This is a genomic window from Acidianus ambivalens (assembly GCF_009729015.1).
Taxonomy (GTDB): domain Archaea; phylum Thermoproteota; class Thermoprotei_A; order Sulfolobales; family Sulfolobaceae; genus Acidianus; species Acidianus ambivalens.
In genome coordinates this window covers 17,896-44,242 of record NZ_CP045482.1, presented here as the reverse complement: position 1 = coordinate 44,242, position 26,347 = coordinate 17,896, and the positions used below count along the sequence as shown (strand labels likewise).

The following is a 26,347-nucleotide window of genomic DNA, read 5'->3' as shown; positions in this document are numbered from 1 at the left end:
TATTCTTAAGAGTATTTTATAGCTTAAAGTTTTTTACTTCTCTTAATATAGAATGTATTAAAGTTCTAGCGTATGGATTAAAGATATAACTTAAGGATACATAAAGGAATAAAGCTAAAGGAGTCAATTCTAGCATTATGACCATTTGTTCTATTGCTCTGACTTTACTTATTCCTATAAAAGGTAAAGAAGAAACTGCTGAAAGAATTAATGAAATTACGACTTCTCTTATTGGAAAATTAAAGCGGTAAATTTTCTTTGACATAAAATACGAAGAAAAGAACATGCCCAAGGAGTTTACAAGTAGTGCTAGCGAAATAAAAACGGCCAGAATAGGAGAAATTTTATATATATTCCCATTTTTAAACAAATAAATTAGAAGAAGAGAAGATGAAACACCTATACTTGAGATTATCACATTTCTTGTGGTTAGCTTAGCGGTGTATCCTCTAAATTCTCCTTTAGATTCTACAGCCAACGATTCGTCAGCCATGTATATTGCTCTATAAAAGATGCTATATGCAGATCTTATGAAAGTTGAGAAAGATAGTACAATTAAGGCATATATTGAAGAAACATAATCTGGCCTAAGAACGTAAAGCAATCTTTCTCCATCAACAAAGATTATTAAGAGAAATACCCCACCAGTAGTAAAGAAGAACTTTATTGCGATTTCTATTAATTTAGGATCCCTACTTTCTTGAAGTTTAAGTATTAACCCATCAGTAGCCGCTTGAGACCAACCTACCAAATTTGAAATTATTAAAGCAGACTCAAAGTATGATACAGGGATAGCGGAGTGAACTATAAAAACAACAACCCAAACTAGAGTTGCCTCTATCATTAACTGCACGTAGTTCATTATAAATACAATTGATTTCCTAACTGCAGACAAAGCTACTTTAAAGTCTATTCCTAATCTAGCGTTGACGAAAGTTAAATTGAAAATTATCTGAACCAAATATCCTAAGGAATATGCAAATATTACTGCATTTATTGATAGATTTAGGTAAAACATCATAATTATTGCGGAAAGTAGTCTAACTATTTGAAACCCTGAAGCACTTATTGCGGTTAACCTAGGAGATCTGCCTATTGCAACAGAACCGGAGATTCTATTCAAGTAAATAAGTACAATAAGCATAATTGCAGTGTAAAAATAAATAGGTTGATTATATCCAGCAGAGTGAATGAATGTTGGGATCAAAAGGAAGTAAGCAAAGGAAGAAATAGAGCCGGCTAATGCATTAATAATTATTATTCCGCCTACGTTTTTGCCTTCAGCAGAGTACCTTGAGGTTATTGAGGAAAAAAGATCTGCAGGAATGGTAAAATACCCGGTTATTAGCACGTAAATATACTGCCAAACTCCAAAAGTTTCTATAGATATAGAAGATAAATACCTAACTACCAAAAAGGAAAAGAGAAAAGATATTGGAGCTACAGCAGTCTTTACTAAAAGGTTAAATAATCCTATTCTAACGAATCCAGGCGATTTTTTAGTTTTTAACATATTAATCACAGAAGAGGAATTTTTCTATCCTTTCTAGGACTTCCTTTTCTGTATAATTTAAGTTTAAATTAATCTCCTTCTTCCTCGTGGTATTTACTCTAGGTAAATTGATGCAATCGTTCGTGCTCATGATCTCCTTAATTAACTCTTCTAATGTAGTCCTCTTATCTTTTGACAGTTTTAGCAGAATATCGTACCATTCTTTCCAGATCTTAATTTTCACAATCAAAAAATAATAAGGAAAAATAATAAGGCTTATCTTAATCTAAATAATTCTCGTACATATCGTCTAAGGCTCTCGCTACGTCTCTTATTGATAATATTCCAGTAAGTTTACCTTCTTCGTTAACCACCGGAAGATGTCTAATATTGTTCGTTCTCATTAAACTTAAAGCTCCAGTTATGGGAGCATCTTCTCTTATCGTAATCAAGGATGCAGTCATTATTTCCTCAGCCTTTGTATTCAAATCCTTTCCGCTACCTAATGCTCTGACAATATCTTTTTCAGTTATTATGCCTATCGGTTTTCCGTGATCAACCACTATTACCGAGCCTACATTATTTTTAGTCATGATTTCAGTTACTTCTTTTAAAGTAAGAGATTTCTCAACCGAAATTACGTTACTTTTCATGTATTCTTTAACTACTTCTTCCATAGTAATATATTCTAGTTCATAAATAAAAGATTTTAGAAAGATATGATAAACTAGGAATTACAAGGATAATGATAGCTTATTGCTTTATTTTATTGTCCAGATTTTGAATAATCTTTATAATCCCCATAAATAAGATGAAGATTTGATAAGTATGAACTTAACAGTCTTAAAACTTAGACTTGGAATGATCCTTACTAGTTTAGGAATCTTTTTACTAGGTTTTGCATTAGTTTTTGCAGTAGTTAGTTACTTTTATGGGATGAGCTTCGCACCAGCTATAATTATAGGAATACTTAGCTTCTTGATAGCATTAAATATCATACAGTGGCTATTTGGACCATACTTAATAAATGCAATGTACAAAGCCGTAGAGGTAACACCAAATGATCCAAAGTACGGATGGTTAGTAGACGTTGTTAATGAAGTTGCGTATTATAATAAAATTTCACCACCTCCTAAGGTATACATAGCTGACGTACCATTCCCTAACGCATTTGCTTATGGAAGTCCTATTGCAGGAAGAAGAGTTGCAATAACTTTGCCGCTATTGAAGATACTAAACAAAGAAGAAATAAAAGCCGTATTAGGTCACGAGTTAGGTCATTTAAGACATAAAGACGTAGAACTGCTAATGGCAATAGGTTTAATTCCTGCACTCATATTTTGGATAGGCTATTCGTTAATGTGGAGCGGGATGCTAGGCGGTGAAGGAGAAGGGAGAAACAATAATGCGGGGAGCTTATGGTTAGTAGGCATAGCCTTATTAGCCGTAAGCTACATATTCCAGTTCTTCCTTCTCCATCTAAATAGAATGAGAGAAGCTTATGCAGATGTAAATTCAGCTGAAACTGTACCAGGCGGAGCAGAGAACTTGCAAAGGGCCTTGGCTAAGATAACGCTATCTGTAGATCCAGAAACAATAGAAAGGTATAGGAGAAAGCACAATAATAATATAGTCAACATGTTATTCTTTGCCCCTACTGAAGTTCAAGAAGATATCCCAGAAAATAATGTTGACGAGCTTATAGAATATTGGAAACGCGAAAAAGTACCTTGGTATGCGGACTTTTTCAGCGACCATCCACATCCCGCAAAAAGGATACAACTCTTAGAAAAGCTAAAATATTCTCATTAATAAGAAATATATCTCTTTTCTCTAATTTAAAAATTTTTATTCATATTCGATAGTTGCTGGAGGCTTGGAAGTAACGTCGTATAATACTTCTTTAATTTCCTTGTTAATCTCCATAATTTTTTCTGCAATTTTCTGAAGTTTAGATAACTCGATCTTAGCGAAATCTGCAGTCATAAAATCTTGAGTTAAAACTGCCCTAATTCCTATAGAATATTTACCGTCTTTTCTATCATTTATTATCATCTCTACGTGAGTTACGTCATATTTTGTAATTTTTTGCACAATTTCTCTAACTTTTTCATAATCATCAATTAAAGGAATGGAAGCTATTTTACCGTAGCTCCTAACATCGCCTTTGACTCCAGTAGCTCTCGTATTATAAACGTAAACCGGAACTTTAACCTCACTTGATATTAAGTCATCTAAGGACTTTTGAGAGTCAATGATTACTGAAAAATATTGAGAGTAACCAAAATCTTTTAATTCGTTCTCTACAATTTCATTAACTTCTCTCTCTATTTCTAATTTTTCTCTAGTAAGTTTTCCTACTACTCTTATTAACAATCCTGGCCCAGGAAAAGGTTGCCTTTCAGATATTTCTTTAGGTAAACCTAAATATTTTGCAAGCGCTCTTACTTCATCCTTATAAAGGTCTGCTAAAGGTTCTATTACCTTAAATCCCCAAGTTTTTTCTGTGTCAATTCCCAGTTGAACTAAAACGTTATGCTGAGTTTTTATCCCTCCTTGAGTTTCAACCCAATCTGCGGCTATTGTACCTTGTACGAGATATCTTATTCCATTTTCTTTTGCTATTGCTGAAAGAGTAGAGTAAAATAAATCTCTAAATTTCTTCCTCTTTTCTTCAGCATCAGAAATTCCTTCAAGTGCTGAAATGAATTCTTCACTTTTATCAACTACCTGCAGGGGTAAAATATCTTTAAGCATATCTTTAACTTTCCTTGCTTCATTTTTCCTAAGAAAGCCGGTATCTATCATGATTGGAAGAAGCTGTTTCCCCAAAATTTTATACATTAATACTGCAGCAGTTGTGCTATCTACACCACCACTAATTGCGGCTAAAATTTTCTCTTCTCTTACTTCCTTTAATATTTGGGGCTTTACTTCCTCAATGAAACTTTCTGGATTAAACACATGTAACTATTTTCCTTGAGTATATATTTCTTTAATTTCATCAATATCCACGTTTTGCTTAATAATCTTCTCAATTTTTTCCGCCATATAAACTATCTCTTCTTCCATCGATCTAGAGTAAATCTTTACTCCAAAGTTTTCCAACAAATTTTTACTATATAAAGAACCATGAATGCTTAATCCCAACTTATCTCCCTTCAAAGAACCGTCTGCGACATCTACCTCTTTGCCATTTCTCCTTACTATTGTCAATAGCGGTTTATCATTTCCTTCATATATTATTCTTCCTCTCCTTATCTCGTAGCCTTTTATTATACTTCCATCTTGTAATAAACCTTCACTTGCTGATACAACTTTTTCCTCCTCAAATTTTACTACAAAGTCAAATATTCCTAAGCCGTCGTATTCTCTTGGTTCTCCGCTCTCTATTCCAAAAGGATCGATAAGCTTCTTACCCATTATTTGGAATCCTCCACATACACCTAATACTTGTCTTTTCCTTATTTCTTCTAGAAAGCCTCTCTCCTTTAACCAAACTAAAGATTCGTAAGTATTCCTACTCCCTGGAAGAATCAAGATATCGTCTTTTCTTAGTTTCTTTGGATTATTAACAAATCTAACTGAGGCATTTGACTTTAGCAACGCAAAAAATTCATTAAAATTACTTATATATGGATAATTTATTATAGCAATATTTACTTCACTCCCTTCTCCAAAATCCTTAATGTTCATGGAGTCTTCCGGAAGAATCAATTCCTCGTCAAAATAAGGTATTGTGCCTAAAAACTTCATTCCAGTTCTCTCTGTTAACCATTTTATTGCATTTTCTAGAAGAGAAGGAGAGCCTCTAAATTTATTAATTATAAATCCCTTGAGTGAATTTCTAATCGACGGAGGTAACATTTGATAAACTCCGTAAGCTGAAGAAAATGCTCCACCTCTATCTATATCTAAAACAAGGATTGAAGGAATCCCTTCCTTCATAGGTAGGAAGGCTGTTAAATCTCTTTCCATAAAATTTGGTTCTATTCCTCCTGCTGCCTCTATAACATAATTTTCCTTTATGCTATTCTTAATTTTGTCCCAAAAGCTGGGTATCATATTGTAATACTCTTCTGGTCTTAGATTTCCCAGAGATTTTCCGAAAAATATTACCTCAATCTTACCAGAGCTAGAAGGCTTTAGAAGTATTGGATTCATGTAACTACTGGGCTTTAAGCCCGCCCCAATTGCTTGAAAAGCTTGTATAAATGCAATTTCTCCTCCTTCTTCTGAAGGAAATGAATTTAATGACATATTTTGGGATTTAAAAGGTATTCCTCCTAAGAGCCTAACAAGTCCTGCAGTTACAAACGATTTTCCTGAGTCGCTCATTGTTGAAGAAATTATAATTGCCACAGATATTTTAGAGCGATGAAAGCTTTAAAAGGCGTTCTTTCGCAATTGTCTTTCTTTACAATTATACCTTCAGTTAGCGCAAGCCTTGAAGAAATTGCGGAATACAGCTTTATTTCGCCAATTTTTATAGGGGTAATAACGGGAGTAATAGATTTTGTATCTTATTTTTCTCTCTTCCATATACTAGGTTACTCTTCAAGGTTTGTAATCATCATAATTGTAGAAGTTATAAGAGGATTTAATCATCTTGATGGACTACTCGATTTAGGAGACGCAATAATGATAAAAGGTGATTACGAAAGAAAATTAAAGGCATTAAAGGACGTTGCCGTAGGAAGCGGAGGAATAGGTTTGGCAATTGTATACTTTTCCCTTTTTCTTATTTCTTTATGCGGATTTCCTTACCCTTCTATTGACGCCTTTTTAATTTTGATTTCAGCTGAAGTTCTTTCCAGAGACCTTGGAATTTTAATCCTTTCAATATTAGAGCCCATGGAATCGAGTTACCTTGGCAAATTGTTTCATGATAAATTGAAAGATAAGTGGGTTATAATAATTGCTGAGGGAATACCATTTTTGTTCTTTTATCCGTTCTCAGTTATTATATTTTTTACTCTCTTTCTCATATTTTATGAGATGGGCAAGAAAGTCTTGAGAGGTTCTTCTGGAGACTTAACTGGCGCTATAATAACTATATCCTTTCCTTTATTCTTGATTGCGGAAAGACTTTTTTCTTTTCTCATCTTTTAACTCTTGTTGCTTCCTATTCTCTTTTTAGCATTAGCAATAGATTTACTCTTTGGAGAACCGCCAATTTATATTCATCCAGTTGTATATACTGGTAAAATCTCTGAAAAACTAATAAAGCCATATAAAGGATATGGTTACGGGATCTTAATTTGGCTTATATCTGTAATCCCGGTAGAAATCGTTTTCTCCATTCTTCCTCTATATATTCCAATAATTCCAATTAAACTAATCTTGATGGCATTATTTCTTAAGACTACTTTCTCCATAAAGATGTTGTATAGCATTGTTAGCAAGTCTAGGGAACTTGATGAGAGAGCTAGAAATTTAGTTCAACAAATTGTCAGAAGGGACTTATCAACTGCAGATAAAGGGCACATAGCCTCAGCCGCTATAGAATCGCTATTCGAAAGCCTTGTAGATGGTATAATCTCTCCTTTATTTTGGTTTTTGATCCTTGGTTTACCTGGGGCAATGTTGCAAAGGTTGGCTAATACCATGGATAGCATGGTTGGCTACAAAACAAAGGAACTTTATAAGGAAGGATATTTCTCTGCGAAAGTTGACACAATTATGAATTATATTCCTGCAAGGCTCACAGGGCTATTAATGGTAATTGCAGGCAAAATTTTGGGAATTAAAGAAGGCAATCCTTTTAGATTTTTGAAAAATACACAAATAGAGAGTATTAATGCAAGATACCCCATTTGCATAGCATCAGCTTTACTAGGAGTAAAGCTAGAGAAAAAGGGATATTATACCGTAGGAGAAGGTAAATTGCCAGGGAAAGAAGAGATTGAAAAATCTCTTAAATTGTTCAAACTCACTTTGTTCCTCTTTCTCATCTTGCTTTCAATCATATATTATAGCCTTTATGGCCTTGCCCTCTTTAGCTATCCTTACGGCCTCGTTGAATTCTTCTAGTCTAAATTTGTGAGTAACTAGCTTCATTACATCAATTTTCTTTTCAGATATTATTTTCAACGCCTCTCTAGTATCTTCCTCAACTGCAGCATTACTGGAAATTATTGAGATTTCATTATTTAGAAGATTGCTTATATCATAGTTTAGTATAGTTCCTTTATAAGGAACGCCAAAAAGTAATACTCTGCCTCCTTTTCTTACGGAATATAATGCCGTTAAAATTGCAGAAGGAGCACCAGAGGCAATTATTGCAACATCAACTCCTCTGCCGTCAGTGAGCTTCTTTACTTCGTCTTCAACTTTAACAACTTTTGGATTAAATGCCTCATCCGCACCTACTTTTCTTGCATACTCATTGCGAAAGTCGGAAATGTCGGATACGTAAACTTTTCCTGCACCGTTTACTTTAGCCATCATTACGTGCAATAGACCCATAGGTCCGGCTCCTACTACAAGGACATAATCGTCTTTATCTATGAAGACCCTCCTCTGTGCTCTTATAACAGTTGCTAAAGGCTCTATGAAAGAACCCTCCTCAAATGATACGTTATCTGGTAATTTTAGTATTCCTCCCCTGCTTACGTTCCACGCAGGCACCCTGAAATACTCTGCAAATCCTCCTGGATCTAGATTTGTTTTCCTATAATAAGGGCACATTGTCGGACTTCCTTTTTTACAGTAATAACATTCATAGTCGGGAACATGATGATGAGCAAAAACTCTATCACCTTCCTTTAACCAGTCTACTGTTGATTCTGCTATTATACCCGCTGGTTCGTGACCTAGAATTGGTTGAGAAGCAGTATATTGCCCACATATCTTTTCTACGTCGGTTCCGCATAGACCGCATGCTTTCATCTTAACTAAAACGTCTCCTGGGTTAAGCTTAGGAATTGGTACTTCTTTCAATACTGGCCTTCCGTTTTCAAGGATTATTGCTTTCATTATTTTATAGTTGAACGCCTAGCTTATAAGAAAAGTTTACTTTCGGCTTTAAGGCAAATATATTTATAGTAATACATCTTAAATACCTTTATGCAAATAATTATTTTCGGATTACTCTCTCTATTAGCAATAAACGTTGTTTACTTTGCGGTCTCTATAATTCTAGTTAAGAAGTTTAAATCAATAAAATATGATTTTCTTGGAAAACAAATTGAGCTCAAGGTTAAGGAAGATGCCAGAGTTAATGCCTTCTCAGTAATAACTGGTAAAATTCTTGTAACCTCAGCTAGCCTAAACTTACCAAAAGACGAGCTAGACGCTATGATAGCTCATGAAATGGGACATATAAAACTTCATCATCATTTAAAGATGTTAATATTAGTAAACCTCTTAGTCCTATTATTTTTCTATACTGCTGAATTTTCCTTATTTCTATTCATTATCTCAGGTATTTCGATAGTTTTAATTCAGAGGTTTATCTCAAGAAAATTTGAAATACAAGCAGATAAATACGCTTCTCAGTTAGTTGGTAAAGGGTCATTAATGAATTTAATAATGAAATATGGAGAAAATAAATCGAGCATATTTTCAACTCATCCTCCTTCTTCTGTGAGAATAAAGAAGATATAAACTACCTCTTCTATTACTATTTATGCAATATATAGGAAAACCAATAAGGAGAATAGAAGATCCTAGATTAATTTCAGGAAAAGGTTCGTATGTTGATGATATTAAATTACCTGGAGAGATGTTCGTAGCGTTCCTTAGATCTACAAAGCCTCACGCTAAAATTCACGTTAAAAAAACTGATAACGTATTTACTGGAGATGACATAAATCCTGGAAAAGACTTTCCAATTGCCAGTAAAGAAACTACTTACGTAGGTCAGCCTATAGCTGCAATAATCGCAAAGGATAGATATGAGGCTTACGATTTATTAGAAAGTATAGAGGTTGAATACGAGGATTTACCTTATGTCCTAGATCCTACTGAGGCAATAAAAGATGAAGTGAAAGTTTACTCTGGACTTAAGTCAAACATCTATTTCCAAAAAACCTTCTCTTCAGGAAATCCTGAAAAGGTTCTTTCCGAATCTTTAACCTTAGAAGGAGAATTAATCAACCAAAGAGTTATAGCTTCGCCACTTGAACCTAGGGGAATTTTAGCTTATTTTGATGGACAGAGGCTTAACGTTTGGGCTTCAACTCAATCAGCCCACTTTATGAGGAGAAATTTAGTTGAATTTCTGGGATTCACTAATATAAGAGTAATTCAACCGGATGTTGGAGGAGCTTTTGGGAGCAAAATAATTACCCATCCAGAGCAATATGCGGTAGCTAAATTAGCAATGAAATTAGGCGTTCCGCTAAAATGGGTTCCTACTAGGACTGAAGAGATGATAAGTGCTGGCCATAGTAGAGATAAAAGGTTCAAATTTAAGGTTGGATTCACTAGGGATGGTAAAATAACAGCACTAGTTGGTACAATAATAGGAGATCTTGGAGCTCCTTATGCAGATGCAAACGACGATGAGTCTGGAAATGTACTTAGCACTTCTAGAATGATTCTTGGGCCTTACAAAATAAGGGATGCGTTAATAACATCTTATGCGGTTCACACAAATAAGGTTCCCACAACTTCTTATAGAGGCGCAGGAAGACCAGAGGCTACTTACTTTATAGAGAGAATAGTAAATATGATAGCCAATGAACTAAACATGGATCCTATAGATATTAGATTAAAGAACGTTATAAGACCAGAGGAAATGCCCTATGAAAGCGCATTCGGAATAACTTATGATACTGGGAATTATGTTGAAATTCTAAACAAATCAAGAGAATATTATAACGAATTAAAATCAGAGGCCGGAAAAGATGAGTGTGTAGGACTTGCGATGTATGTAGAAATAACTGCCTTCGGACCTTGGGAAGTAGCTAGAGTATTTGCTAAGTCTGACGGTAAAATAATAGCAATAACGGGCTCTGGTCCTCATGGGCAAGGTGATGCTACAGGGTTTGCACAAATAGTTGCAGAAACCTTGCAAATTCCAATAGAAAATGTCGAGGTAAGATGGGGAGATACTGACATAATAGAGGACGGAATAGGGACTTGGGGTAGTAGGACAATTACAGTTGGAGGTTCTGCAATGCTTAAGGCTTCAGAGGAATTAAAGAGGAGACTAATTGAAGCTGCAGCTAAAATGCTACAAGCCGACGTTGAAGAGATTGAATATTCTGAAGGAAAATTCACTAATAAGAAGACAGGAAAATCTGCTAGCTTATCAGAAGTTATTTCATTTGCATATAAGAATGGAATAAGCTTAGACGTAACTTACGTTTACCCTGTAAGTAAGCCAACAACTCCTTACGGAGTTCATATGGCACTAGTAAGCGTTGACAAAGAGCTGGGCAAGATTAAAGTCAAGAAATACGTCGCTATAGATGATATAGGAAAAGTAATTAACCCATTAACAGCGGAAGGACAAATCCATGGCGGGGTAATGCAAGGTATAGCGCAAGCACTTTACGAAGAAGCAATAATAGATTCTCAAGGAAATTTGGTAAACTCTAACCTAAACGATTATGTATTCCCTACTGCTGTAGAAAGCCCTAGGTATACATGGACTTATATAGAAAGAGGATTATCTAACCATCCTACTGGAAGTAAAGGAGTAGGAGAAGCAGGGGCAGTGGTTTCTACTCCAGTAATAGTTAATGCAGTAGAAAATTGTTTAGGAAAGAGAATATATAAAATACCAATTAAACCAGATGATCTATAATGCAGAGGCATTTCTTATCAGAGAAGGAAACAGAAGAATTACTTGAGAAAATAAAAGAAAAATATAACGTTAATCTTTCTCCGCAAAAGGTAGAAATAGGTAAAGAGAAAAAGGAAGTTTATTATTTTTTAGATGGAGTTTTATCCTTCTTTTCACAAGATTTAATTCCTACACTCTGCGCAATTTACAAATTTAATATTTCTTTTCCTTCAGTAAAAGTTGATGAAGGAGCAGTAAGGGCTGTGCTGAAAGGGGCGGATTTATTTGTACCTGGCATAAAAGAGTATAACTGCAATTGTAAACCTGGAGATATTATTGCAGTTACTACAATGGAAGGAAAAGCGATAGCTGTTATGAAAGTTCTTATAAGCAAGGAAGATGCAGAAAAAGAAAAGAAAGGCAAGTTTTCAAAGAATTTGCACTATCTAGGAGATGAAATATGGAAAATGTGCAAGTAAATAAAAGGGTTACTATTGTTATACCTACATTTAACGAGAGAGATAATATTATAAGATTATTATCCCTTTTAAGTAAGGTAATACGAGCTAGCATAATAATAGTAGACGATAATAGTCAAGATGGGACCGCAGAAGCTGTAAGGTCTTTAAACTCGTCCAATATCCAAGTAATAGTGAGGAAAAAAGAAAGAGGACTCGGCTCAGCAATAAGGACAGGAATACAAAAAGCTATAGAAAATGGCACAGATTATGTAGTTACTATGGATGCTGACCTAAGTCACGATCCTATTTACCTCCCAGCAATGTATGAGAAGGCTAGAGAAGGATTTGACTTAGTAATAGGATCCAGATATATAAAAGGCGGAGGAATTAAGAACTGGCCGATAAAGAGGAGAATAATTAGTTGGGGAGCAAACTTTTTGGTCAGATTACTTTTACGCTCACCTCTTCATGATAATACTTCCAATTATAGAATATACTCAACTAGAGCAGCCAAGGAAGTTTTAAAGTGCGAAAGTGCCGACGGTTACGAATTTCAAATATGTGCAGTATATAGGGTATTGAAGGCCAACCTTCCTGTTGCAGAAGTTCCAATAATTTTTAAGGATAGGGAAATCGGTAAAAGTAAATTAACAACGGGACAAATCTATAAATGGTTCAAATATGTAATTAGTTTATCAAGAAGTTAATCTTCTGTAGTATATTTACCCTTCTTCCTAAGCTTTATTATTTCAGTCTTTAACTCCTCAACTTCCTTCTTTAATGCATTAATTTCGCTCTCATGGATTTCTATTATCTTTTTTAGGCTTTCTACTGGATCTTCCTGTGTAACCTTTAATTTTACATTCTCCTTTTCATCCATTTCAACAAATCCAAGCCTTGTTAGCTCTCTTACATATCCCTTAGCTGTCTTAGGAGAAACTTTAAGTTCCAAAGCCAGATCTTTTAAGTTAATTTCTCCTCTTTGTTTAACGATATTTATTACATCCTGCAATCTAGGCGTAAGCTCCATAGTAAGTTTTTTGAATAGTAGTACTTTTAAGCACTTGGGCAGATTTTATTAGGGAAAATTGGCCCTACTACTTACAGAAAAAGATGTATCTAATTTATTAAAATTTGAAGATGCTTATGTTGCATTAAAAGAAGCTTTTATTGCTTTGGAAAGCAAAGCAGGCGTAAATTCTAAAAGGATGAGAACCTCGATTTCTGGCTCTACATTAACTTGTCAAGCAGGAGGATTACAAGGTTATCTTGGCATTAAAACTTTTATAAAGGGGAATTTCGTTTCTCTTCTCTTCTCAACCTCTGGAGAGCTTTTGATGATAGCTGAGACAGATAGATTAAGCCAGATAAGGACTGGAAGTTTATCAGTTTTGGCATCAGATTATATTCAAATAAAGTACGATACTGTAGGCATCATTGGATTAGGAAAGCAAGGTTTAGCTCAAGTTGAAGCGTTTTATGAACTCAAGAAAATAGAACCAATAGTTATTTCCAGAACTCAAGAAAGGATAAATAAAGCTCTTAGGATTCTTAATTCTGAAGGAATAAAAGTTAAGGTAGCAGGATCATATAAGGACGTGTTTCTCAATTCCGAAGTCATTACCTCAATAACTTCCTCTAAAGATCCATTTATTAAGCTTGATTACGTAAGAAAAGGAATGCACATTAATCTTATGGGTTCTAATATTCCAGAAAGAGTCGAGGCTTTTCCAGAACTAATAAAAGCCTCGTCAATTATAGTAGTTGAGGATATTGAACAAGCAATAGAAGAAGCAGGAGACCTAATTTTAGCTAAAAAGATGGGAATGCTAGATGAAAGTAAACTCGTTACGTTGTCTTCAGTTATAGCAGGAAAAGTAGAGAAAAAGAAAGATGACGATATCTCTATATTCAAATCTACTGGAATTGGATTAGAAGACGTCGCTGTTATGAAAGTTCTTTATGAAAAAGCTAAGAAACAAGGCATAGGAAAAGAAATAGAAGTGAAAGGCGTATGGTCTCGAGAATAGGAAAGGAAATAGAAATATCTCCAGTAGAATTAGCTTCCCAACTTGCCAAAAAGGCTAAGATAAATTTAGCTAGTGGCTCTCCAGATCCAAAGGTTATTCTAATTAGCGAAATAAGAGAAGCGTATAACGAAGTTTTAGAGGACGTAAAATCGCTTTTTTACCCTGGAGCGGGAGGTCAAGAGGAATTAAAGAAGGAAATTGAAGAGCATTATCTTCAATTTTTAGGATTAAGTAAAGGAGAAGATGAAATAGTAATTACAAGCGGAGCTCAGCACGCAATGGAATTGTTAGGAAAATACTTTCTAGAAAACGATGTAATAGCTGTTGAAAATCCTACGTTTATAGAAACTTTTAATGCAATTAAACTTAGGTCGTCAGTAGTCATTCCAATAGATTTAGACGACAAGGGAATTAAGGTGGATCAACTTGAGGAATTTCTTAAGTTAGTTAAGATAAATTTGCTTTATGTAATTCCTAACTGCCATAATCCTGCAGGAGTTAACTTAGATGAGGAGAGGAGAAAGTACCTTGTAGAATTGGCTGAAAGATACGACTTTTACATTTTAGAGGACGATCCTTATAGGCCTATAGCTGGCTGTGTTCCTAAACCTATAAAGTATTTCGATAAAACCGGAAGAGTAATTTACATTAGCTCTTTTAGTAAAATTCTTGCTCCAGGCTTAAGGATAGGTTTTATTCTGGCTAATAAGGAAATTGCTGAGAAGATCTCTTTATTAGAACAACTTGACTTTTCAACATCAACTGTAAATCAATATGTAGTTGCAAGGTTAATAAGGAAAGGAATAGTTACTAGAAGAATGAAAGAATTATACGAGTATTATTCAAGAAAAATGAAGGTATTGAAAGACTCGTTGACCGACCAAGGGCTAACAAAGTTTAACGATCCAAAGTGCGGATTCTTCTTACTTTTAGACCTAGATAAAGATAGCTGGAAAGTATTTAATAATGCAATACAGCTAGGTTTAAGCTTTGTTCCAGCTAAACCGTTCTTCTTAAGAGGAGGAGATACAATGGCAAGACTAAGCATAACAATGTCGAACGAAGAAGAGATAAAAGAAGGAGTTAGTATTCTTAAAAAAGCTATTCAAATGACGTAAATCTCTTTTTCAAGTTTGTTTAAAGGCCTTGCTTCCTTTTCTCCCATTACAACCATATCTTCTATTCTTATCCCAAACTTACCAGGTAAATATATCCCTGGCTCTATGGTAAACGTCATATTTTGTTCTATTACTTGTTCACTGTCTTGTGAGATATAAGGATCCTCATGAACGTCTATTCCTATACCATGTCCAGTTCTATGAATGAAGAATTGAGAATAACCCGCTTTTGCGATTATTCCTCTAGCTATTGAATCTATTTCTTTACCTTTCATTCCCTTCTTTGCTTTTTCAGCAGATTCCTGAGCATTGAGTACTATTTCATGGATTTTCTTAACTTCATCAGAAGGATTTCCTAATGAGATAACTCTAGTAGTGTCTGTGCAATATCCTCTATATTTTATCCCAAAGTCTACTATTATTACATCGCCTCTCCTTACTTTCCTATCAGTACACCTTAAGTGAGGCATTGATGTATTGGGCCCAGAAGTAAGTATAGTCTTGAATGATACTCCATCTGCACCATTCTCCTTAAATATTTCTTCTAACCTATCCGCAAGTTTACATTCAGAACTACCTTCCTTAATATCGTTAAGAAATTGCAAAAAGCTATTTTCTGCGATCTTCAACCCTTCTTCCATTATATTTATTTCTTCCTTGTCCTTCCTCATTCTTAATTCTTTTAAAAGAATAGAAGCTGGAAGCAGATTACTTGGATTGAATTTTCTAATTAAATTTATAGTAAAAACTGACCATAATTGATCATCTATTGCGATGATGGATTTCGTCTTTAAATCCATTTTTGAATATGGATCTTCTCCATCTGCATAAGAGATTATTTCAAAATTATACTTTGAAAGTTGTTCTTCATAAAGTTTTGGAGCTAGAAAGTATGAGTGCCCTTCACTTACCACAAAGAATAAAGGTCTTTCCATTTGTTCCTCACTAAAGTTTGTTAAATAAAACATGTTACTTGTAGGTCCTATAATTACATAATCTATTCCTCTGTCTTTCATCATGTTCTGAAGCTTTCTTATTCTATCCATAATCCCTTTTTTGTTTCTAAGAATATAAGCGAGTAGTCATTACATCTAATGATGAAAATAACATTTTTAGGTACTGGTGCTGGCTCAACAGTTGGTTCAAGGAGAGCTAAATCCTCAATAATGGTTTCAGAAGGAGAAGATAGCATAATCCTTGACATGGGTAACGGCGCCAACTCAAACTTAGAAGATCTTGGATTTCCTGATATTAATTCAGTATTTTTCACTCATCTTCACATAGATCATATTAACGGAATTTTCGACTATTTAGTACAGAGAAAAATAAGAAGAATGAACGACGTGAAAATATATTCTCCTCCAGGATTTTCTAATCTCTTGAATGCTTCCAAGGATATCGGAAATAATATTTCTGCAGAAGTTTATGAAAGCAATCTGCCTAAAGCTAAAATAGGGGATCTTGAAGTTTATTCCGTCGAAGCTTGCCACGCAATATATGCAGTAGCATACGTAGTAACTAACGGTGAAAAGAAAATCGTGTATTCTGGCGATACGTCTGAACCGTGTGAAGGAATTATTGAGGAAAGTAGAGATGCAGATTTAATAATACACGAGGCAACATGCATAGAAGGTTGCGAAATTTACGGCCATACACCGTTGCCAAAGCTTAAAGAGATCTTTAATAAGAAGAGAGTTATAATAACTCATATACCTTCACAAATTGAAGATAAATATTCTAACTTGGGCGATTTTATTTTAGCCTTCGATGGGTTGATTTGGAATGTGTAGATTATTAGCCTTTAGAGATAGAGAAAAGATTAACGGAGAAGTGCTTAAAGCTTTCGTAAATTCTGCAAGATACGATCCATTTTCTCCATATAAATCTCACCCAGATGGTTGGGGCTTTATCGTTTTTGTAAAGAAGAGTGGAATTTGGAGAAGCTTATATTATAGGTCTCCAGAACCAATATTTCGAGATGATCTCTCTACTCTTACTTCAATTAAAGGCGAAGAAATAATGGGAATAATTCATGCCAGAAAGGCTGGTAAGAAATTTTTGCAAGGATTAACCCATGCACATCCTTACCATATAAGGGCTGGAGTTTATGATTTGTATTTCGCACATAACGGCTCAATATTGCGTAATGCATTTGAAAATCCTTCCTTACCTTACACGGATAGTTACATGTTTTTATTAAAGATTGCTGAAGGAATTGGTAAATCTAACGACGTTAAGGAATCTTTTAGATTTGCGTTTAATAGCCTAAAAGAATACTCAGCTAGCCTTAATTCTGCTTTACTTTCTTACTCTGAAGGTGAAGGTCCACTAATTCAAATTGGCTATTATTATAATAAGAAAGAGGCATTAGATGTTTCTGAAGAATACTTTAGGCTTTATATTTGGAGAAATTACGTATTTTCATCAACAATAAAATATTATCTCGGTAATGCTGATAATGAACTTGTTTATGGAGATATAATGTATTTATAATGATTGTTTCAACTTTAGATACTTAGATTTAAAACTTTGAAAAGGAATATTAGGACATGGCACTTGAATTAGAGAATTTAGAAAGAAGATATCTTGACGAAAAAGGATTCAGAATTTATGAGAGACCTACTAACGGTTACGAAATTGCCTTCAGATATATACCAATAAATTCGGTAAAAGAAATAATTGTATATAAGATAGAGAATGGAAAGGAAACTCAAATAGCTCAGTTCTCAAGCCTTGATAATCCTTTAGATGTTGCAAAATCTTTAGAAGAGTATCCTCAAGGGTTAACTCAAGAAGTTCTTCAATTATTAAAATAAAACAATTTTTTACATGTCATAGTATAAGTTGTTTCATAAGTAAGTTTTTATATATTTTTATTTATGCCAGAAGAGTTAGTTGAGGCTCAAATCGTAGATTTTGGTAAACTAAAAGAAATATATAGTGATATTTTATACTATGAAAATTATAAGTCAATATTAAAAAAGACAGGCGGAATAGATCCTCCTCCACCTCAATCTTTAAGAACCTTGCCATTCAGTGGAAGGCGAATTGGACCTCTTAGTTTAATAATTGCAGGAAATATGATAAAAATAAAGGAAATAGGAGCAATAGTTAAACCTACTAAGGAAGGCAATCCAGTTTATGCAATAGTCGATTTTTCTCAAGGAATAAAAGTACTTTTAGCTTATGAGGAAGAGAGTCCAATAGTGGGCATAGATTTAGGAATAAGACATCTCTTTACAATAGTTGCAATAGTTAATCATGGTAAACTATATAAAGTAAAATATGTGGGAGACAAAAAGATGCTTGATATTTTTTCCAAATATTTAGGAGAATCTCAAGGCTTAGTATATTTAAACGACATAAGGGAAAGAGTTAGAAAACCGGTAATTGAGACTGTAAAATTCCTGGAGGAATTAAAACCTAAAGTTATAGCTATAGAAGATCTTAGGCTTTATGAAGCTAAGGTTGGCAAAGGTTTAAGGGCTATTCAAGAGATATTAGAAGAAGAATTATTCAAACGTGGAATGAAAGTTAGGAGATTAGATCCCAGAGGTACGTCAAAAATCTGTTCTAGGTGTGGGTATAAAAAAGGAGAAGTATTAGGCTCAATATTTGTTTGTCCATCTTGCGGATATAAGGCAGACAGAGACTTCAATGCTGCATATAACCTTGCGTTAAAGTGCTATTATACATGTTAAATCTTCCAATAGTTTCTTAATATCTCCTTCTCTTTTTCGAGATAATCGAAGAATCTTGATTTCACTGAATCAGGAGATTTCTCTTTGGCATAATCAGCTATTTCTCCTTTCAATCCTTTTATAAATGCTGGAAGACCTCTCTCTAGGCCTATGCCGTAGCCTCCTTCTAATACTCCGGAAGAATACTTGCCTTTACCTAAAGAACCTAGATTGTAAAAAGTGTATTCTGTCAAATTAAGGGAAGCTAGTCCATCGCCTTTAAATCCATCAAAACCTGCAGAGAAGATGATGTAGGCAGGTTTAAAATCCTCAAGAATACTTTGAATTAATGGAAATAATTCCTCATAAAGATCATCCGAGCCCCTAGGAGGAATGAGAAGATTAACCTTAGTCCCTTCTGCCTCTCCTTTACCCACCATTTCTGGGAATCCAGTACCGGGAAATATAGTTTTAGGATCTTGATGAATATCTATATGAAGGACTTCTGGGTCATCATAAAAAATTTCTTGAGTTCCATTACCGTAATGGACATCAAAATCTATTATTGCAACATGTTTCAACACCTTTTTCCTAACTACGTAAGCTACATTATTAAAAATACAAAAACCTAAAGTTGGGGCATTAAATGCTCTCCCATTTTTGCCTGCATGGTGTCCAGGAGGTCTAACTAGTGCAAAGCCTTGTAATTCAAAGGCTTTTAATGCTCCACCTAAGGCATATAGAGCTGTCTCATAGGTTTTATCATTAGCATAAGTGTCTGCATCAATCCATTCCTCTCCTTTGATATTCCTTATTTTCTCAACATAATCTTCAGAGTGAACAATTTGAGGATCATCGACTTTAATTGGTTCAACTACTTTCTCTCCTTTTAATGAATTTAAAGCTCTAGTTAATCTATCTGGGTTTTCAACATGATGCATTGAAGAGTAATGTTCTTTATATTTATCTGAGTAAACTATATACACGCGTTTAGGTAGGATATTAAAACTAAAAATCTATCTTAACGACGATGAGCTTAAACATCGTCTCTTTGGCTGATATCCTCGGGTAAAGAACAATATCCTTCAATTTCTTCATTCTTCTTCTCTTCTTCTATCTTTTTCTTTTCTCTTTTCCTTTTCGACAAATTCTCTCACCTCTTCCCACTTTGGTCCTATTGCACCTATTTTAGTTACTGAATAGGAGGCAATAATATTTGCGAATTCTACTGCGGACTCTAAATCCTCGCCTTTTTCTAAGGAATGAGCTAAAGCTGCATTAAAAACATCTCCCGCACCAGTAGTATCTATAGCCTTAACTTTTGGAGCAGAAATTAGAACTCTTTTATCTTTAGTTGCAATTAATGCCCCTCTTTCGCCTAGGGTTACTATTACTGCCATCTTTACTTTCTTAAGTAAGATATTAAGACCGTATTCAATATCATCCGCACTTGTTAGCTCCTTAAATTCAATTTCATTAGGAGTTAAAATATCGACGTAATTCAGTATGGAATAATCGGAAATATTTGCTGGTGCAGGATTTAGTATCTTTATTCCTTCAAATCTCTGTAAGGCCTTCTTAACTACATTTTCTCTAATCTCCATTTGTGTTAAAAGTATTCCATCGTCGAGCTCTACGTCATCTTCATTAAGTTCATAGTTTGCACCTCTATTAACTACTATCATTGTTTCCCCTCTTCTATTAACTAAAATGTAAGCGGAACCCGTATAGGTATTTTTAATTTTTACTCCAGAAGTGTCCACTCCTTCCTCTTTCCAAAATTTAAGAGCTTCTCTACCTCTCTCATCGTTGCCTACGGCAGCAATTAACCTCACTTTAGACCCTAACCTTGCTGCAGAAACTGCTTGATTTGAGCCCTTACCTCCATGAGATACTATTATTTCCTTTGCAAAAATTGTTTCTCCCACTGCTGGGAATTCTTCAACTCTTATTATGTAATCAGTATTATAACTTCCAACTACATAAATCATCTACTTTAATCCCTCTATTTTTTTCTTTAATTCTTCTACACTATCTGCAACCAAAATTATTTTGCCATTAATAGTTATGGCATCAGAATTTATTCCGCTTTCTGATAATTTTATCTTATTTTCTTCTGCAAGTGATAGAATTTTATCACTAGGAGAGATAATTACACCTATTTTCTTACCACTCCTTTTTAGAGCTTCATATATGTCATTTTTCTTCCAATTAACTAGAAGAGGACCATCAATCTTTAACCAATCAAGATACCTAATTATTCCACCAGCAAGAGTTACAAAATCTCCATACTTTGTTAAATAACCAACGTTTGATTTATCGTTCTCATTAATTAAATCCTTGAAAGTCTTTTCTTCTTCCTTCTCAATAAAATAAAGTAAATCTTCCAATTCTTCCCTAGCAATTTCTCTTTCCATCAGAGCTTCTGGATATGCAAACGGATCGACAGGACCGTGACCTTTGCCTAAGTTTAAAGAATATTTTATAGCAAAGGTTGTAAATTCCTTTGCTTTCTTAACTGCATCCTTTAACTTGGAGCCTTTAGCTAAATAAGCAGTTATTGAGGCAGAAAATACATCTCCACTACCGTGCGTATTATTAGTATCTATTTTCTCTCCCTTAAGCTCCAATTCTTCGCCATCTATTATTGCATAGTCTAAACCAAATTGAGAACCCCCCTTTACTACTACATTAACTGAGTACTTCTCGTACAATTCCTTAGCTGATTTCTTTAACTCGTCTTCGCTCTCTATCTTCTTACCTAAAAGTTTCTCAGCCTCAAACTTATTAGGAGTAATAATCAATGAATCTCTCATCAATGATTTTATAGACGAAACTACGTCTTCCGTTACTAGCGAAGCTCCCGATTTCGCAACCATTACCGGATCTAAAATAAGATCGATCTTATACTCTTCCACCTTCTTTTTTACTGCTTCGATTACTTTTGTTGAAGCTAACATTCCGGTTTTAGCGTATCTAGGGTTTAAGTCCCTCATTACTGCATCAAATTGTGCCTCAATAAAATCAGGAGGAACTTCCATTACTCTGGTTACTTCAAAAGTATTCTGAGCAGTTAGACCAGTAACAATAACCGTGCCGAAAACTCCGAGAGACGTAAAAGTCTTTAAATCAGCCTGTAGCCCTGCTCCTCCTCCTGAGTCGCTCCCTGCAATAGTCATTACTACCGGTCTTATCACGAGTTAAAAGATTCGTTATAATTCTTAATCTTTTCTACTTCTTCTTATTAGGGCAAACTATTGAGAAGACGCAATATTCGCATTCCCAAGCAAAACGCGGTGAAGGACTTAACGAAATATTTTCCTGGACTAACTTAATTATTGTAGCCTCATCTAACGGCTTATCTACAGTAAATTCTGTAAACCTTTCTGGCGTAACATAAAATAAGATGCCTTTCCTAGCTCCAAATAACCATAAATAGGCTTGGAGTTGCATTAAGTGATGCTTATGAGGTAATCCTTTATCCCCTCTGGCGCTCTTTATTTCTACTATAATTTTTTCCTCGTCCTTCTGCAAAATAATATCTGCCCTACCTTTTATTTTTACAACCTTTTCTCCTAAATTTACTTCCTTTTCCCCTTCAACCTCTGAAGTGACTTTATAGCCTTCAATCTCGGTGAACGTCTCTAAACCCATATGTATTAATTCTCCCATAAGTGTTGAAGGATTGTAAACTTCTGCAATTGCCAATTCTTTGAATTTTTCTTCGTAAACTAACTTTAATGGGCATCTTACCAGATCTGTAACGTAAAAGGTATCTTTTTCTCTTTGATGGGATAAGTAATCTTCTACTCTCTTTTTTGCTAGGAATTCAACTATCGTGAATCCTCACCGTTATATTTCCAGTTCTTTCAGTCTTAATCCATTTCTTAGGCATTCTTAAAAGTTCTAGAGAGATTGCTATTAAATTAAGGATTACTACGAGATTCATGTAAATAAAAGATAGTATTGGATAAAACTCTTCTATCATGTGTTTTCTTGAAATCATTATTCCCAGTAATAATGATAGTAAGGATGCAAATGAAACTAAACTAACGACAACTATGTAAATTTCTGATGGATATAAGAGAACCAAGGAGTAATTCACTAGATTTAATACCATAAAAACTGGAGTTGCTACAATTAATATTGCATCTATTACCCTCCAATCAAATTTTACCTTCTCTACCTTGAGACTTACTTCAAAATGCCCTCTATACCATCTAAGCCTCTGTTTTATTAGCATTCTTAAGCTAACTGGCACTTCCCTCCAAGCTACAATAGATGGAGAATAAATTATCTTGTAACCGCTGGATATTATTTTCAGACTGAGATCAAGGTCTTCAGTTAAAGAGTTCTCGTTCCATCCGCCTAAACTTTCTAGTACAGATTTTCTTATGAAAGAGCAAGTGCCTTCTAACGGAACAAAGAAGCCCAGCCTGGCTCTTCCGCTTATTGAGTATTCATAAAATAATTCTTCAAGAGAGGCAAATCTCGCTATTGCGCTTTCCCTAACGTTTATTGGAACTAGTCTACCTTGAACTCCTGCTACTTTAGGATCTTCAAACTTAGCTGAGGCATAAGCTAAAGTATCTAACCTTGGAACAGTATCTGCGTCAAAAATTCCAATTATTTCGCCTTTAGCTATCCTTAATGCATAGTTTAATGCTCTACTTTTTCCGTTAATTACTCTAGCACTTTCTAAATGAATACATGAAATATTATCATACATTAACTTATAGGAATTACAAACCTCTAGGGTCTTATCAGTAGATCCGTCTTCCACTACAATTATCTCATACTTAGATCTATCGTATTCTTGATTTTCCAATCTATCTAATAGTCTTCCAAGAACTTTTTCCTCGTTTTTTGCTGGAATAATTAAGGAAAAAGATACGCCGGATGGATTTTTATATTCTTTTGGATTCCATCGAATTCCTACAATTGCTAAGAATGAATTATATACGCTCCAGGCAGATACTAACGAACTTAATATTACTATTACATAAAGCACAATAATAAGTGTATAAACATGAATATATTTTTTGTTAAGACAACGCTAGTAGAAACAGTTTTAAACAAAAAAGTTCAAACTCTTAAGGAACTTACATCTAGAATAAGTTCTCTCATTTGCCTTTTTATCTCCGCTAAGTCCATTTTAGCTCTCCTTAGCCCGTAAGGACTCCTACTCTCTATAATTTTGCCTACGCCATAGATTATTGAGCCGGATATTGTAGTTATATGAAATGGATCATCAAGTCCCCATAATATAAATTTTCCAACACCTTGAATCATTTTGCCTTTTGGCTCATAATCTCCTAATATACCGAGCACATCTTTAGCCATGATTCTAGAATTATCTTATAATAAATTTTAGCTATCACTCATGTCTTACTAAACAATAAAATGAGTTTCTAGGGAGGTAATTCATCTATGCCTCCTAGCCCATTTCATAATATAACGCCTTGAAATTATAAAATAGTACCTATTAAACAAAGCCCTACTTCTTAAATGATAAAGCCTACTTTTGTAACCCATACTTTATACATTCATCATGCATTTATAAATTAACGCTAAAAATATACAAACTACTAAGTTGAAGTAACTTTAAGTTAAAAGATAAACCAATTTAGTAGATAGTTTTAAATAGTACTAAGTCTATATTATATTAGAGAACATGTCGGAAGCATATAGAATACCGTTAATCGGAGAAAAATTCCCAGAAATGGAAGTAGATACAACTCATGGAAAAATAAAATTGCCAGAGGCGTATAAAGGAAAATGGTTTGTGCTTTTCAGCCATCCTGGAGATTTTACACCAGTATGTACTACTGAATTTGTATCTTTTGCAAAGAAATATGAAGAATTCAAAAAGCTAAATGCTGAACTTATAGGCCTTTCTGTAGATAGCAACATAAGCCACATAGAATGGGTTACCTGGATAGAGCAGAACCTTAAGGTAGAAATACCTTTCCCGATAATTGCAGACCCTATGGGCAACGTTGCTAAAAGATTAGGAATGATACACGCAGAATCTTCTACTGCTGCAGTAAGGGCGGTATTTATTGTTGACGATAAGGGAACTGTAAGACTGATAATGTATTATCCGCTTGAAATAGGAAGAAATATTAACGAGATACTTAGGTCAATAAAGGCATTACAAATAGTTGACAGAACTGGAGCAGTAGTACCTGCTAATTGGCCTAAGAACGAGATAATAGGGGATAACTTACTTAATCCGCCGCCAACAACAGTAAAGGATAGTAAACTTAGATTACAACAGTTCAAGGGCTATGCTTGGTGGTTGACGTACAGGGAAGCTGATAAGAAAGACGTAGAAGAGGCTCAAAAATACATTTAAATAAGATTTTCGATTTTTTCTACTCCGCTTTGTATAAATGAAAGAGAATTTAGATGAGATAGAATGTAACTAGGCGTCATACCAGAAATGCAAGAGGGATTATAGATATATCCTATTAACATGTAAGTTCCTTTGGAACTTGAGATTATTATAGTAGTCGGTATATGAGGTGGATTGCCCATATATGCTGCAGATTGGAAATAACCTCCTTGAGCCCACTTATTAACTACATATTCTTTTACTAATGGACAGTATTGTGGAAAGCATGAAGAAATCTTAGAGAGCCCAAAGCTTACGTAGTTGCTTACAACTTTACAACAAGCTGTTGCATTAAGATATCTATTATAAAGGTATACAAAACGAAACAACACTGAAGAGTTAGGATAAAATTCCTTGAATATTATTGCTGGAGTATTAGGATAAACGTCTTGTGGGTCAGAATAAGAGAAATTATACACTATCTTACCGTAGTGAGAAAGAAAGGAGTATAAAACTCAACTATCAGCAGCTCCAAAAGGACATCCGTACCAGCTTATTAATATAATGCAAATGTAGCTTGGTTTTGCTAGATCTTCACTACTTACTTCGAAGAAAGTGTCTAAAGGAACTTCAAAGGGATATAAAATATAAGGTAATGCAAATAGTAGGACAAAAGCTGCTACTGCTGCAAGAATTATAAGGTTTTTCCATTTCATATAGTATTGTAAAAGAAGGAGAATTAATAATTGATCTTCATAGTCCTTGAATTTACGAAAATTAGATTACCTCAAATAATCTTAACATACAAAGCAGAGCTTTTCGTTTATACTAAAAATTTCTATTATTATATTAATTAGGTATATAGTTATAAAATGGCTTTTATATAGCGTCACAATAAACTTTTCTAGGAAGTCTTCTCGACCTAATATTATTTCTGGAACTACTGGTAAACTTAAGCTATGCAACGAGAATAAGGAAACTGGAACGTCTAGTTCCGAATTTCCCAATTTCATTTTTATTAAATATCTTTTTGTTAATACACCATTAATAACTGCTAAATCATGATATCTTGAATCTAAATTGTTAAAGCAGTACAACGCTTTCTCCTTATCTAACAAAGTATATCTGCTTCCGGTATCTATTAGGCCCTTCATTTTGATCATTGAACCTATTGACGGACACTCAATAAAAATATCGATTAAGGGAACTTTATTCCCGAATATTTCTGAAAAAGGAAATACGAGAATGTCAGTATTTTTTCTCTCCTTTGACATAAATTATAGCGTATTCGTGCATTTTATAACCCTTTTGTTCCAGATTTTTAACTAACTCTTCCCTAGTATCAGCATAACCAATAATATTATCATTAGAATCAACAGCAACATACTTACCAACAAATCTAGAATCGTTTATGATTAACACATAAAATATCTCACAGTAAAAAATAAAAACATTTATATTATGGTTAACAATACGCTAATGCATTCTTTTTG

General features: G+C 34.3%; 30 protein-coding genes and 1 pseudogene. 14 read left to right on the top strand and 17 right to left on the bottom strand.

Annotated features, from left to right (window positions below; translation table 11 throughout):
* Positions 1-16: 16 nt before the first annotated feature.
* The 3 genes from D1866_RS00260 to D1866_RS00250 are packed head-to-tail and all read right to left on the bottom strand — an operon-like array spanning position 17 to position 2,169.
* Complete coding sequence (locus D1866_RS00260) at positions 17-1,513, bottom strand: MATE family efflux transporter (protein WP_152940539.1); 1,497 nt, start codon at positions 1,511-1,513, stop codon at positions 17-19.
* A gap of 1 nt (position 1,514) precedes the next feature.
* Positions 1,515-1,736, bottom strand: coding sequence for a hypothetical protein (locus tag D1866_RS00255; protein ID WP_152940537.1), 222 nt, complete (start codon positions 1,734-1,736; stop codon positions 1,515-1,517).
* 37 nt (positions 1,737-1,773) lie between these two features.
* Positions 1,774-2,169, bottom strand: a complete 396-nt coding sequence (locus D1866_RS00250; protein ID WP_152940535.1) for a CBS domain-containing protein — start codon at positions 2,167-2,169, stop codon at positions 1,774-1,776.
* A gap of 151 nt (positions 2,170-2,320) precedes the next feature.
* Between D1866_RS00250 and htpX the strand changes: the two genes are divergently transcribed.
* Entirely contained in the window at positions 2,321-3,304 is a 984-nt protein-coding gene (gene htpX, locus D1866_RS00245; protein WP_152941405.1) for a zinc metalloprotease HtpX, read from the top strand.
* 36 nt (positions 3,305-3,340) lie between these two features.
* On the opposite strand, the gene D1866_RS00240 is transcribed toward htpX, so the two are convergent.
* Entirely contained in the window at positions 3,341-4,456 is a 1,116-nt protein-coding gene (locus tag D1866_RS00240; protein ID WP_155860961.1) for a GMP synthase (glutamine-hydrolyzing), read from the bottom strand.
* Positions 4,457-4,462: 6 nt separating this feature from the next.
* Complete coding sequence (locus tag D1866_RS00235) at positions 4,463-5,854, bottom strand: cobyric acid synthase (protein WP_155860959.1); 1,392 nt, start codon at positions 5,852-5,854, stop codon at positions 4,463-4,465.
* A 15-nt stretch (positions 5,855-5,869) separates the two neighbouring features.
* On the opposite strand from D1866_RS00235, the gene D1866_RS00230 reads away from it, so the two are divergent.
* Both D1866_RS00230 and D1866_RS00225 read left to right on the top strand, forming a co-directional pair.
* Complete coding sequence (locus D1866_RS00230) at positions 5,870-6,604, top strand: adenosylcobinamide-GDP ribazoletransferase (RefSeq protein ID WP_152940532.1); 735 nt, start codon at positions 5,870-5,872, stop codon at positions 6,602-6,604.
* A gap of 6 nt (positions 6,605-6,610) precedes the next feature.
* Positions 6,611-7,525 (top strand): cobalamin biosynthesis protein, encoded by a 915-nt coding sequence (locus tag D1866_RS00225; RefSeq protein ID WP_152940530.1) that lies wholly within the window; start codon positions 6,611-6,613, stop codon positions 7,523-7,525.
* Here the strand turns inward: D1866_RS00225 and D1866_RS00220 are convergent.
* A complete protein-coding gene (locus D1866_RS00220) occupies positions 7,454-8,470 on the bottom strand; it encodes a zinc-dependent dehydrogenase (protein ID WP_152940528.1) in 1,017 nt (338 codons plus the stop codon). The two genes, D1866_RS00225 and D1866_RS00220, sit on opposite strands and share 72 nt — an antisense overlap.
* 90 nt (positions 8,471-8,560) lie before the next feature.
* On the opposite strand from D1866_RS00220, the gene D1866_RS00215 reads away from it, so the two are divergent.
* From D1866_RS00215 to D1866_RS00200, 4 genes are read left to right on the top strand one after another with little or no spacing between them, the layout of a single operon-like run.
* A complete protein-coding gene (locus D1866_RS00215) occupies positions 8,561-9,100 on the top strand; it encodes a M48 family metalloprotease (protein WP_152940526.1) in 540 nt (179 codons plus the stop codon).
* A 22-nt stretch (positions 9,101-9,122) separates the two neighbouring features.
* The gene (cutA, locus tag D1866_RS00210; protein WP_152940524.1) at positions 9,123-11,249 is read left to right on the top strand and encodes a glyceraldehyde dehydrogenase subunit alpha; all 2,127 of its coding nucleotides are present in this window, start codon (positions 9,123-9,125) and stop codon (positions 11,247-11,249) included.
* A complete protein-coding gene (locus D1866_RS00205; protein ID WP_152940522.1) occupies positions 11,249-11,707 on the top strand; it encodes a DUF1947 domain-containing protein in 459 nt (152 codons plus the stop codon). The genes cutA and D1866_RS00205 overlap by 1 nt, the downstream gene beginning before the upstream one ends.
* Positions 11,689-12,396 carry a polyprenol monophosphomannose synthase gene (locus D1866_RS00200; RefSeq protein WP_152940520.1) on the top strand — a complete coding sequence of 236 codons (708 nt, stop codon included), beginning with the start codon at positions 11,689-11,691 and terminating at the stop codon, positions 12,394-12,396. The genes D1866_RS00205 and D1866_RS00200 overlap by 19 nt, the downstream gene beginning before the upstream one ends.
* On the opposite strand, the gene D1866_RS00195 is transcribed toward D1866_RS00200, so the two are convergent.
* Positions 12,393-12,719, bottom strand: coding sequence for a Sul12a family chromatin-organizing protein (locus tag D1866_RS00195; RefSeq protein ID WP_152940518.1), 327 nt, complete (start codon positions 12,717-12,719; stop codon positions 12,393-12,395). The two genes, D1866_RS00200 and D1866_RS00195, sit on opposite strands and share 4 nt — an antisense overlap.
* A gap of 58 nt (positions 12,720-12,777) precedes the next feature.
* On the opposite strand from D1866_RS00195, the gene D1866_RS00190 reads away from it, so the two are divergent.
* Entirely contained in the window at positions 12,778-13,719 is a 942-nt protein-coding gene (locus tag D1866_RS00190) for an ornithine cyclodeaminase family protein (RefSeq protein WP_152940516.1), read from the top strand.
* Positions 13,704-14,837: an aminotransferase-like domain-containing protein gene (locus D1866_RS00185; protein WP_152940514.1), complete on the top strand. Its 1,134-nt coding sequence runs from the start codon at positions 13,704-13,706 to the stop codon at positions 14,835-14,837. The genes D1866_RS00190 and D1866_RS00185 overlap by 16 nt, the downstream gene beginning before the upstream one ends.
* On the opposite strand, the gene D1866_RS00180 is transcribed toward D1866_RS00185, so the two are convergent.
* Positions 14,825-15,883 (bottom strand): M24 family metallopeptidase, encoded by a 1,059-nt coding sequence (locus tag D1866_RS00180; protein WP_152940512.1) that lies wholly within the window; start codon positions 15,881-15,883, stop codon positions 14,825-14,827. The two genes, D1866_RS00185 and D1866_RS00180, sit on opposite strands and share 13 nt — an antisense overlap.
* A gap of 51 nt (positions 15,884-15,934) precedes the next feature.
* Here D1866_RS00180 and D1866_RS00175 point away from each other — a divergent pair, with 51 nt between their 5' ends.
* The 4 genes from D1866_RS00175 (at position 15,935) to D1866_RS00160 (ending at position 18,538) form a co-directional block, all read left to right on the top strand.
* Positions 15,935-16,627, top strand: coding sequence for an MBL fold metallo-hydrolase (locus D1866_RS00175; protein WP_152940510.1), 693 nt, complete (start codon positions 15,935-15,937; stop codon positions 16,625-16,627).
* Entirely contained in the window at positions 16,620-17,330 is a 711-nt protein-coding gene (locus D1866_RS00170) for a class II glutamine amidotransferase (RefSeq protein WP_152940508.1), read from the top strand. The genes D1866_RS00175 and D1866_RS00170 overlap by 8 nt, the downstream gene beginning before the upstream one ends.
* Positions 17,331-17,386: 56 nt before the next feature.
* Positions 17,387-17,653 carry a hypothetical protein gene (locus D1866_RS00165; RefSeq protein ID WP_152940506.1) on the top strand — a complete coding sequence of 89 codons (267 nt, stop codon included), beginning with the start codon at positions 17,387-17,389 and terminating at the stop codon, positions 17,651-17,653.
* 63 nt (positions 17,654-17,716) lie between these two features.
* Positions 17,717-18,538 carry a zinc ribbon domain-containing protein gene (locus D1866_RS00160; protein WP_152940504.1) on the top strand — a complete coding sequence of 274 codons (822 nt, stop codon included), beginning with the start codon at positions 17,717-17,719 and terminating at the stop codon, positions 18,536-18,538.
* Here the strand turns inward: D1866_RS00160 and D1866_RS00155 are convergent.
* From D1866_RS00155 to D1866_RS00130, 6 genes are all read right to left on the bottom strand, one after another.
* Positions 18,535-19,458: a histone deacetylase family protein gene (locus D1866_RS00155; RefSeq protein WP_152941401.1), complete on the bottom strand. Its 924-nt coding sequence runs from the start codon at positions 19,456-19,458 to the stop codon at positions 18,535-18,537. The two genes, D1866_RS00160 and D1866_RS00155, sit on opposite strands and share 4 nt — an antisense overlap.
* Positions 19,459-19,611: 153 nt before the next feature.
* Entirely contained in the window at positions 19,612-20,508 is an 897-nt protein-coding gene (locus tag D1866_RS00150) for a PfkB family carbohydrate kinase (protein ID WP_152940502.1), read from the bottom strand.
* The gene (gene thiD / locus D1866_RS00145; protein ID WP_152941399.1) at positions 20,509-21,696 is read right to left on the bottom strand and encodes a bifunctional hydroxymethylpyrimidine kinase/phosphomethylpyrimidine kinase; all 1,188 of its coding nucleotides are present in this window, start codon (positions 21,694-21,696) and stop codon (positions 20,509-20,511) included.
* Between the two features lie 52 nt (positions 21,697-21,748).
* Positions 21,749-22,354 (bottom strand): CRISPR-associated protein Cas4, encoded by a 606-nt coding sequence (cas4, locus tag D1866_RS00140; RefSeq protein WP_155860957.1) that lies wholly within the window; start codon positions 22,352-22,354, stop codon positions 21,749-21,751.
* A complete protein-coding gene (locus D1866_RS00135; protein ID WP_155860955.1) occupies positions 22,347-23,531 on the bottom strand; it encodes a glycosyltransferase family 2 protein in 1,185 nt (394 codons plus the stop codon). Before D1866_RS00135 ends, cas4 begins: the two co-directional genes overlap by 8 nt.
* Before the next feature lie 71 nt (positions 23,532-23,602).
* Positions 23,603-23,860: a hypothetical protein gene (locus tag D1866_RS00130; protein ID WP_152940498.1), complete on the bottom strand. Its 258-nt coding sequence runs from the start codon at positions 23,858-23,860 to the stop codon at positions 23,603-23,605.
* A 331-nt stretch (positions 23,861-24,191) separates the two neighbouring features.
* Here D1866_RS00130 and D1866_RS00125 point away from each other — a divergent pair, with 331 nt between their 5' ends.
* Positions 24,192-24,875 carry a peroxiredoxin gene (locus D1866_RS00125; protein ID WP_152940496.1) on the top strand — a complete coding sequence of 228 codons (684 nt, stop codon included), beginning with the start codon at positions 24,192-24,194 and terminating at the stop codon, positions 24,873-24,875.
* On the opposite strand, the pseudogene D1866_RS00120 reads toward D1866_RS00125, so the two are convergent.
* From D1866_RS00120 to D1866_RS00110, 3 genes and pseudogenes are all read right to left on the bottom strand, one after another.
* Positions 24,872-25,570: pseudogene (locus tag D1866_RS00120) on the bottom strand (DUF929 domain-containing protein). The gene D1866_RS00125 and the pseudogene D1866_RS00120 sit on opposite strands and share 4 nt — an antisense overlap.
* Before the next feature lie 81 nt (positions 25,571-25,651).
* Positions 25,652-26,128: a hypothetical protein gene (locus D1866_RS00115; RefSeq protein WP_152940494.1), complete on the bottom strand. Its 477-nt coding sequence runs from the start codon at positions 26,126-26,128 to the stop codon at positions 25,652-25,654.
* Positions 26,103-26,276 carry a DUF5678 domain-containing protein gene (locus D1866_RS00110; RefSeq protein ID WP_231136343.1) on the bottom strand — a complete coding sequence of 58 codons (174 nt, stop codon included), beginning with the start codon at positions 26,274-26,276 and terminating at the stop codon, positions 26,103-26,105. Before D1866_RS00110 ends, D1866_RS00115 begins: the two co-directional genes overlap by 26 nt.
* Positions 26,277-26,347 lie beyond the last annotated feature (71 nt).

Coding starts and splice junctions, on each gene's coding strand:
- D1866_RS00260 (WP_152940539.1), bottom strand. CDS start 1,513: ATGTTAAAAACTAAAAAATCGCCTGGATTCGTTAGAATAGGATTATTT.
- D1866_RS00250 (WP_152940535.1), bottom strand. CDS start 2,169: ATGGAAGAAGTAGTTAAAGAATACATGAAAAGTAACGTAATTTCGGTT.
- htpX (WP_152941405.1), top strand. CDS start 2,321: ATGAACTTAACAGTCTTAAAACTTAGACTTGGAATGATCCTTACTAGT.
- D1866_RS00230 (WP_152940532.1), top strand. CDS start 5,870: ATGAAAGCTTTAAAAGGCGTTCTTTCGCAATTGTCTTTCTTTACAATT.
- D1866_RS00220 (WP_152940528.1), bottom strand. CDS start 8,470: ATGAAAGCAATAATCCTTGAAAACGGAAGGCCAGTATTGAAAGAAGTA.
- D1866_RS00215 (WP_152940526.1), top strand. CDS start 8,561: ATGCAAATAATTATTTTCGGATTACTCTCTCTATTAGCAATAAACGTT.
- cutA (WP_152940524.1), top strand. CDS start 9,123: ATGCAATATATAGGAAAACCAATAAGGAGAATAGAAGATCCTAGATTA.
- D1866_RS00205 (WP_152940522.1), top strand. CDS start 11,249: ATGCAGAGGCATTTCTTATCAGAGAAGGAAACAGAAGAATTACTTGAG.
- D1866_RS00200 (WP_152940520.1), top strand. CDS start 11,689: ATGGAAAATGTGCAAGTAAATAAAAGGGTTACTATTGTTATACCTACA.
- D1866_RS00195 (WP_152940518.1), bottom strand. CDS start 12,719: ATGGAGCTTACGCCTAGATTGCAGGATGTAATAAATATCGTTAAACAA.
- D1866_RS00185 (WP_152940514.1), top strand. CDS start 13,704: ATGGTCTCGAGAATAGGAAAGGAAATAGAAATATCTCCAGTAGAATTA.
- D1866_RS00180 (WP_152940512.1), bottom strand. CDS start 15,883: ATGGATAGAATAAGAAAGCTTCAGAACATGATGAAAGACAGAGGAATA.
- D1866_RS00175 (WP_152940510.1), top strand. CDS start 15,935: ATGAAAATAACATTTTTAGGTACTGGTGCTGGCTCAACAGTTGGTTCA.
- D1866_RS00170 (WP_152940508.1), top strand. CDS start 16,620: ATGTGTAGATTATTAGCCTTTAGAGATAGAGAAAAGATTAACGGAGAA.
- D1866_RS00165 (WP_152940506.1), top strand. CDS start 17,387: ATGGCACTTGAATTAGAGAATTTAGAAAGAAGATATCTTGACGAAAAA.
- D1866_RS00160 (WP_152940504.1), top strand. CDS start 17,717: ATGCCAGAAGAGTTAGTTGAGGCTCAAATCGTAGATTTTGGTAAACTA.
- D1866_RS00155 (WP_152941401.1), bottom strand. CDS start 19,458: ATGCATCATGTTGAAAACCCAGATAGATTAACTAGAGCTTTAAATTCA.
- D1866_RS00150 (WP_152940502.1), bottom strand. CDS start 20,508: ATGATTTATGTAGTTGGAAGTTATAATACTGATTACATAATAAGAGTT.
- thiD (WP_152941399.1), bottom strand. CDS start 21,696: ATGACTATTGCAGGGAGCGACTCAGGAGGAGGAGCAGGGCTACAGGCT.
- D1866_RS00130 (WP_152940498.1), bottom strand. CDS start 23,860: ATGGCTAAAGATGTGCTCGGTATATTAGGAGATTATGAGCCAAAAGGC.
- D1866_RS00125 (WP_152940496.1), top strand. CDS start 24,192: ATGTCGGAAGCATATAGAATACCGTTAATCGGAGAAAAATTCCCAGAA.
- D1866_RS00115 (WP_152940494.1), bottom strand. CDS start 26,128: ATGTCAAAGGAGAGAAAAAATACTGACATTCTCGTATTTCCTTTTTCA.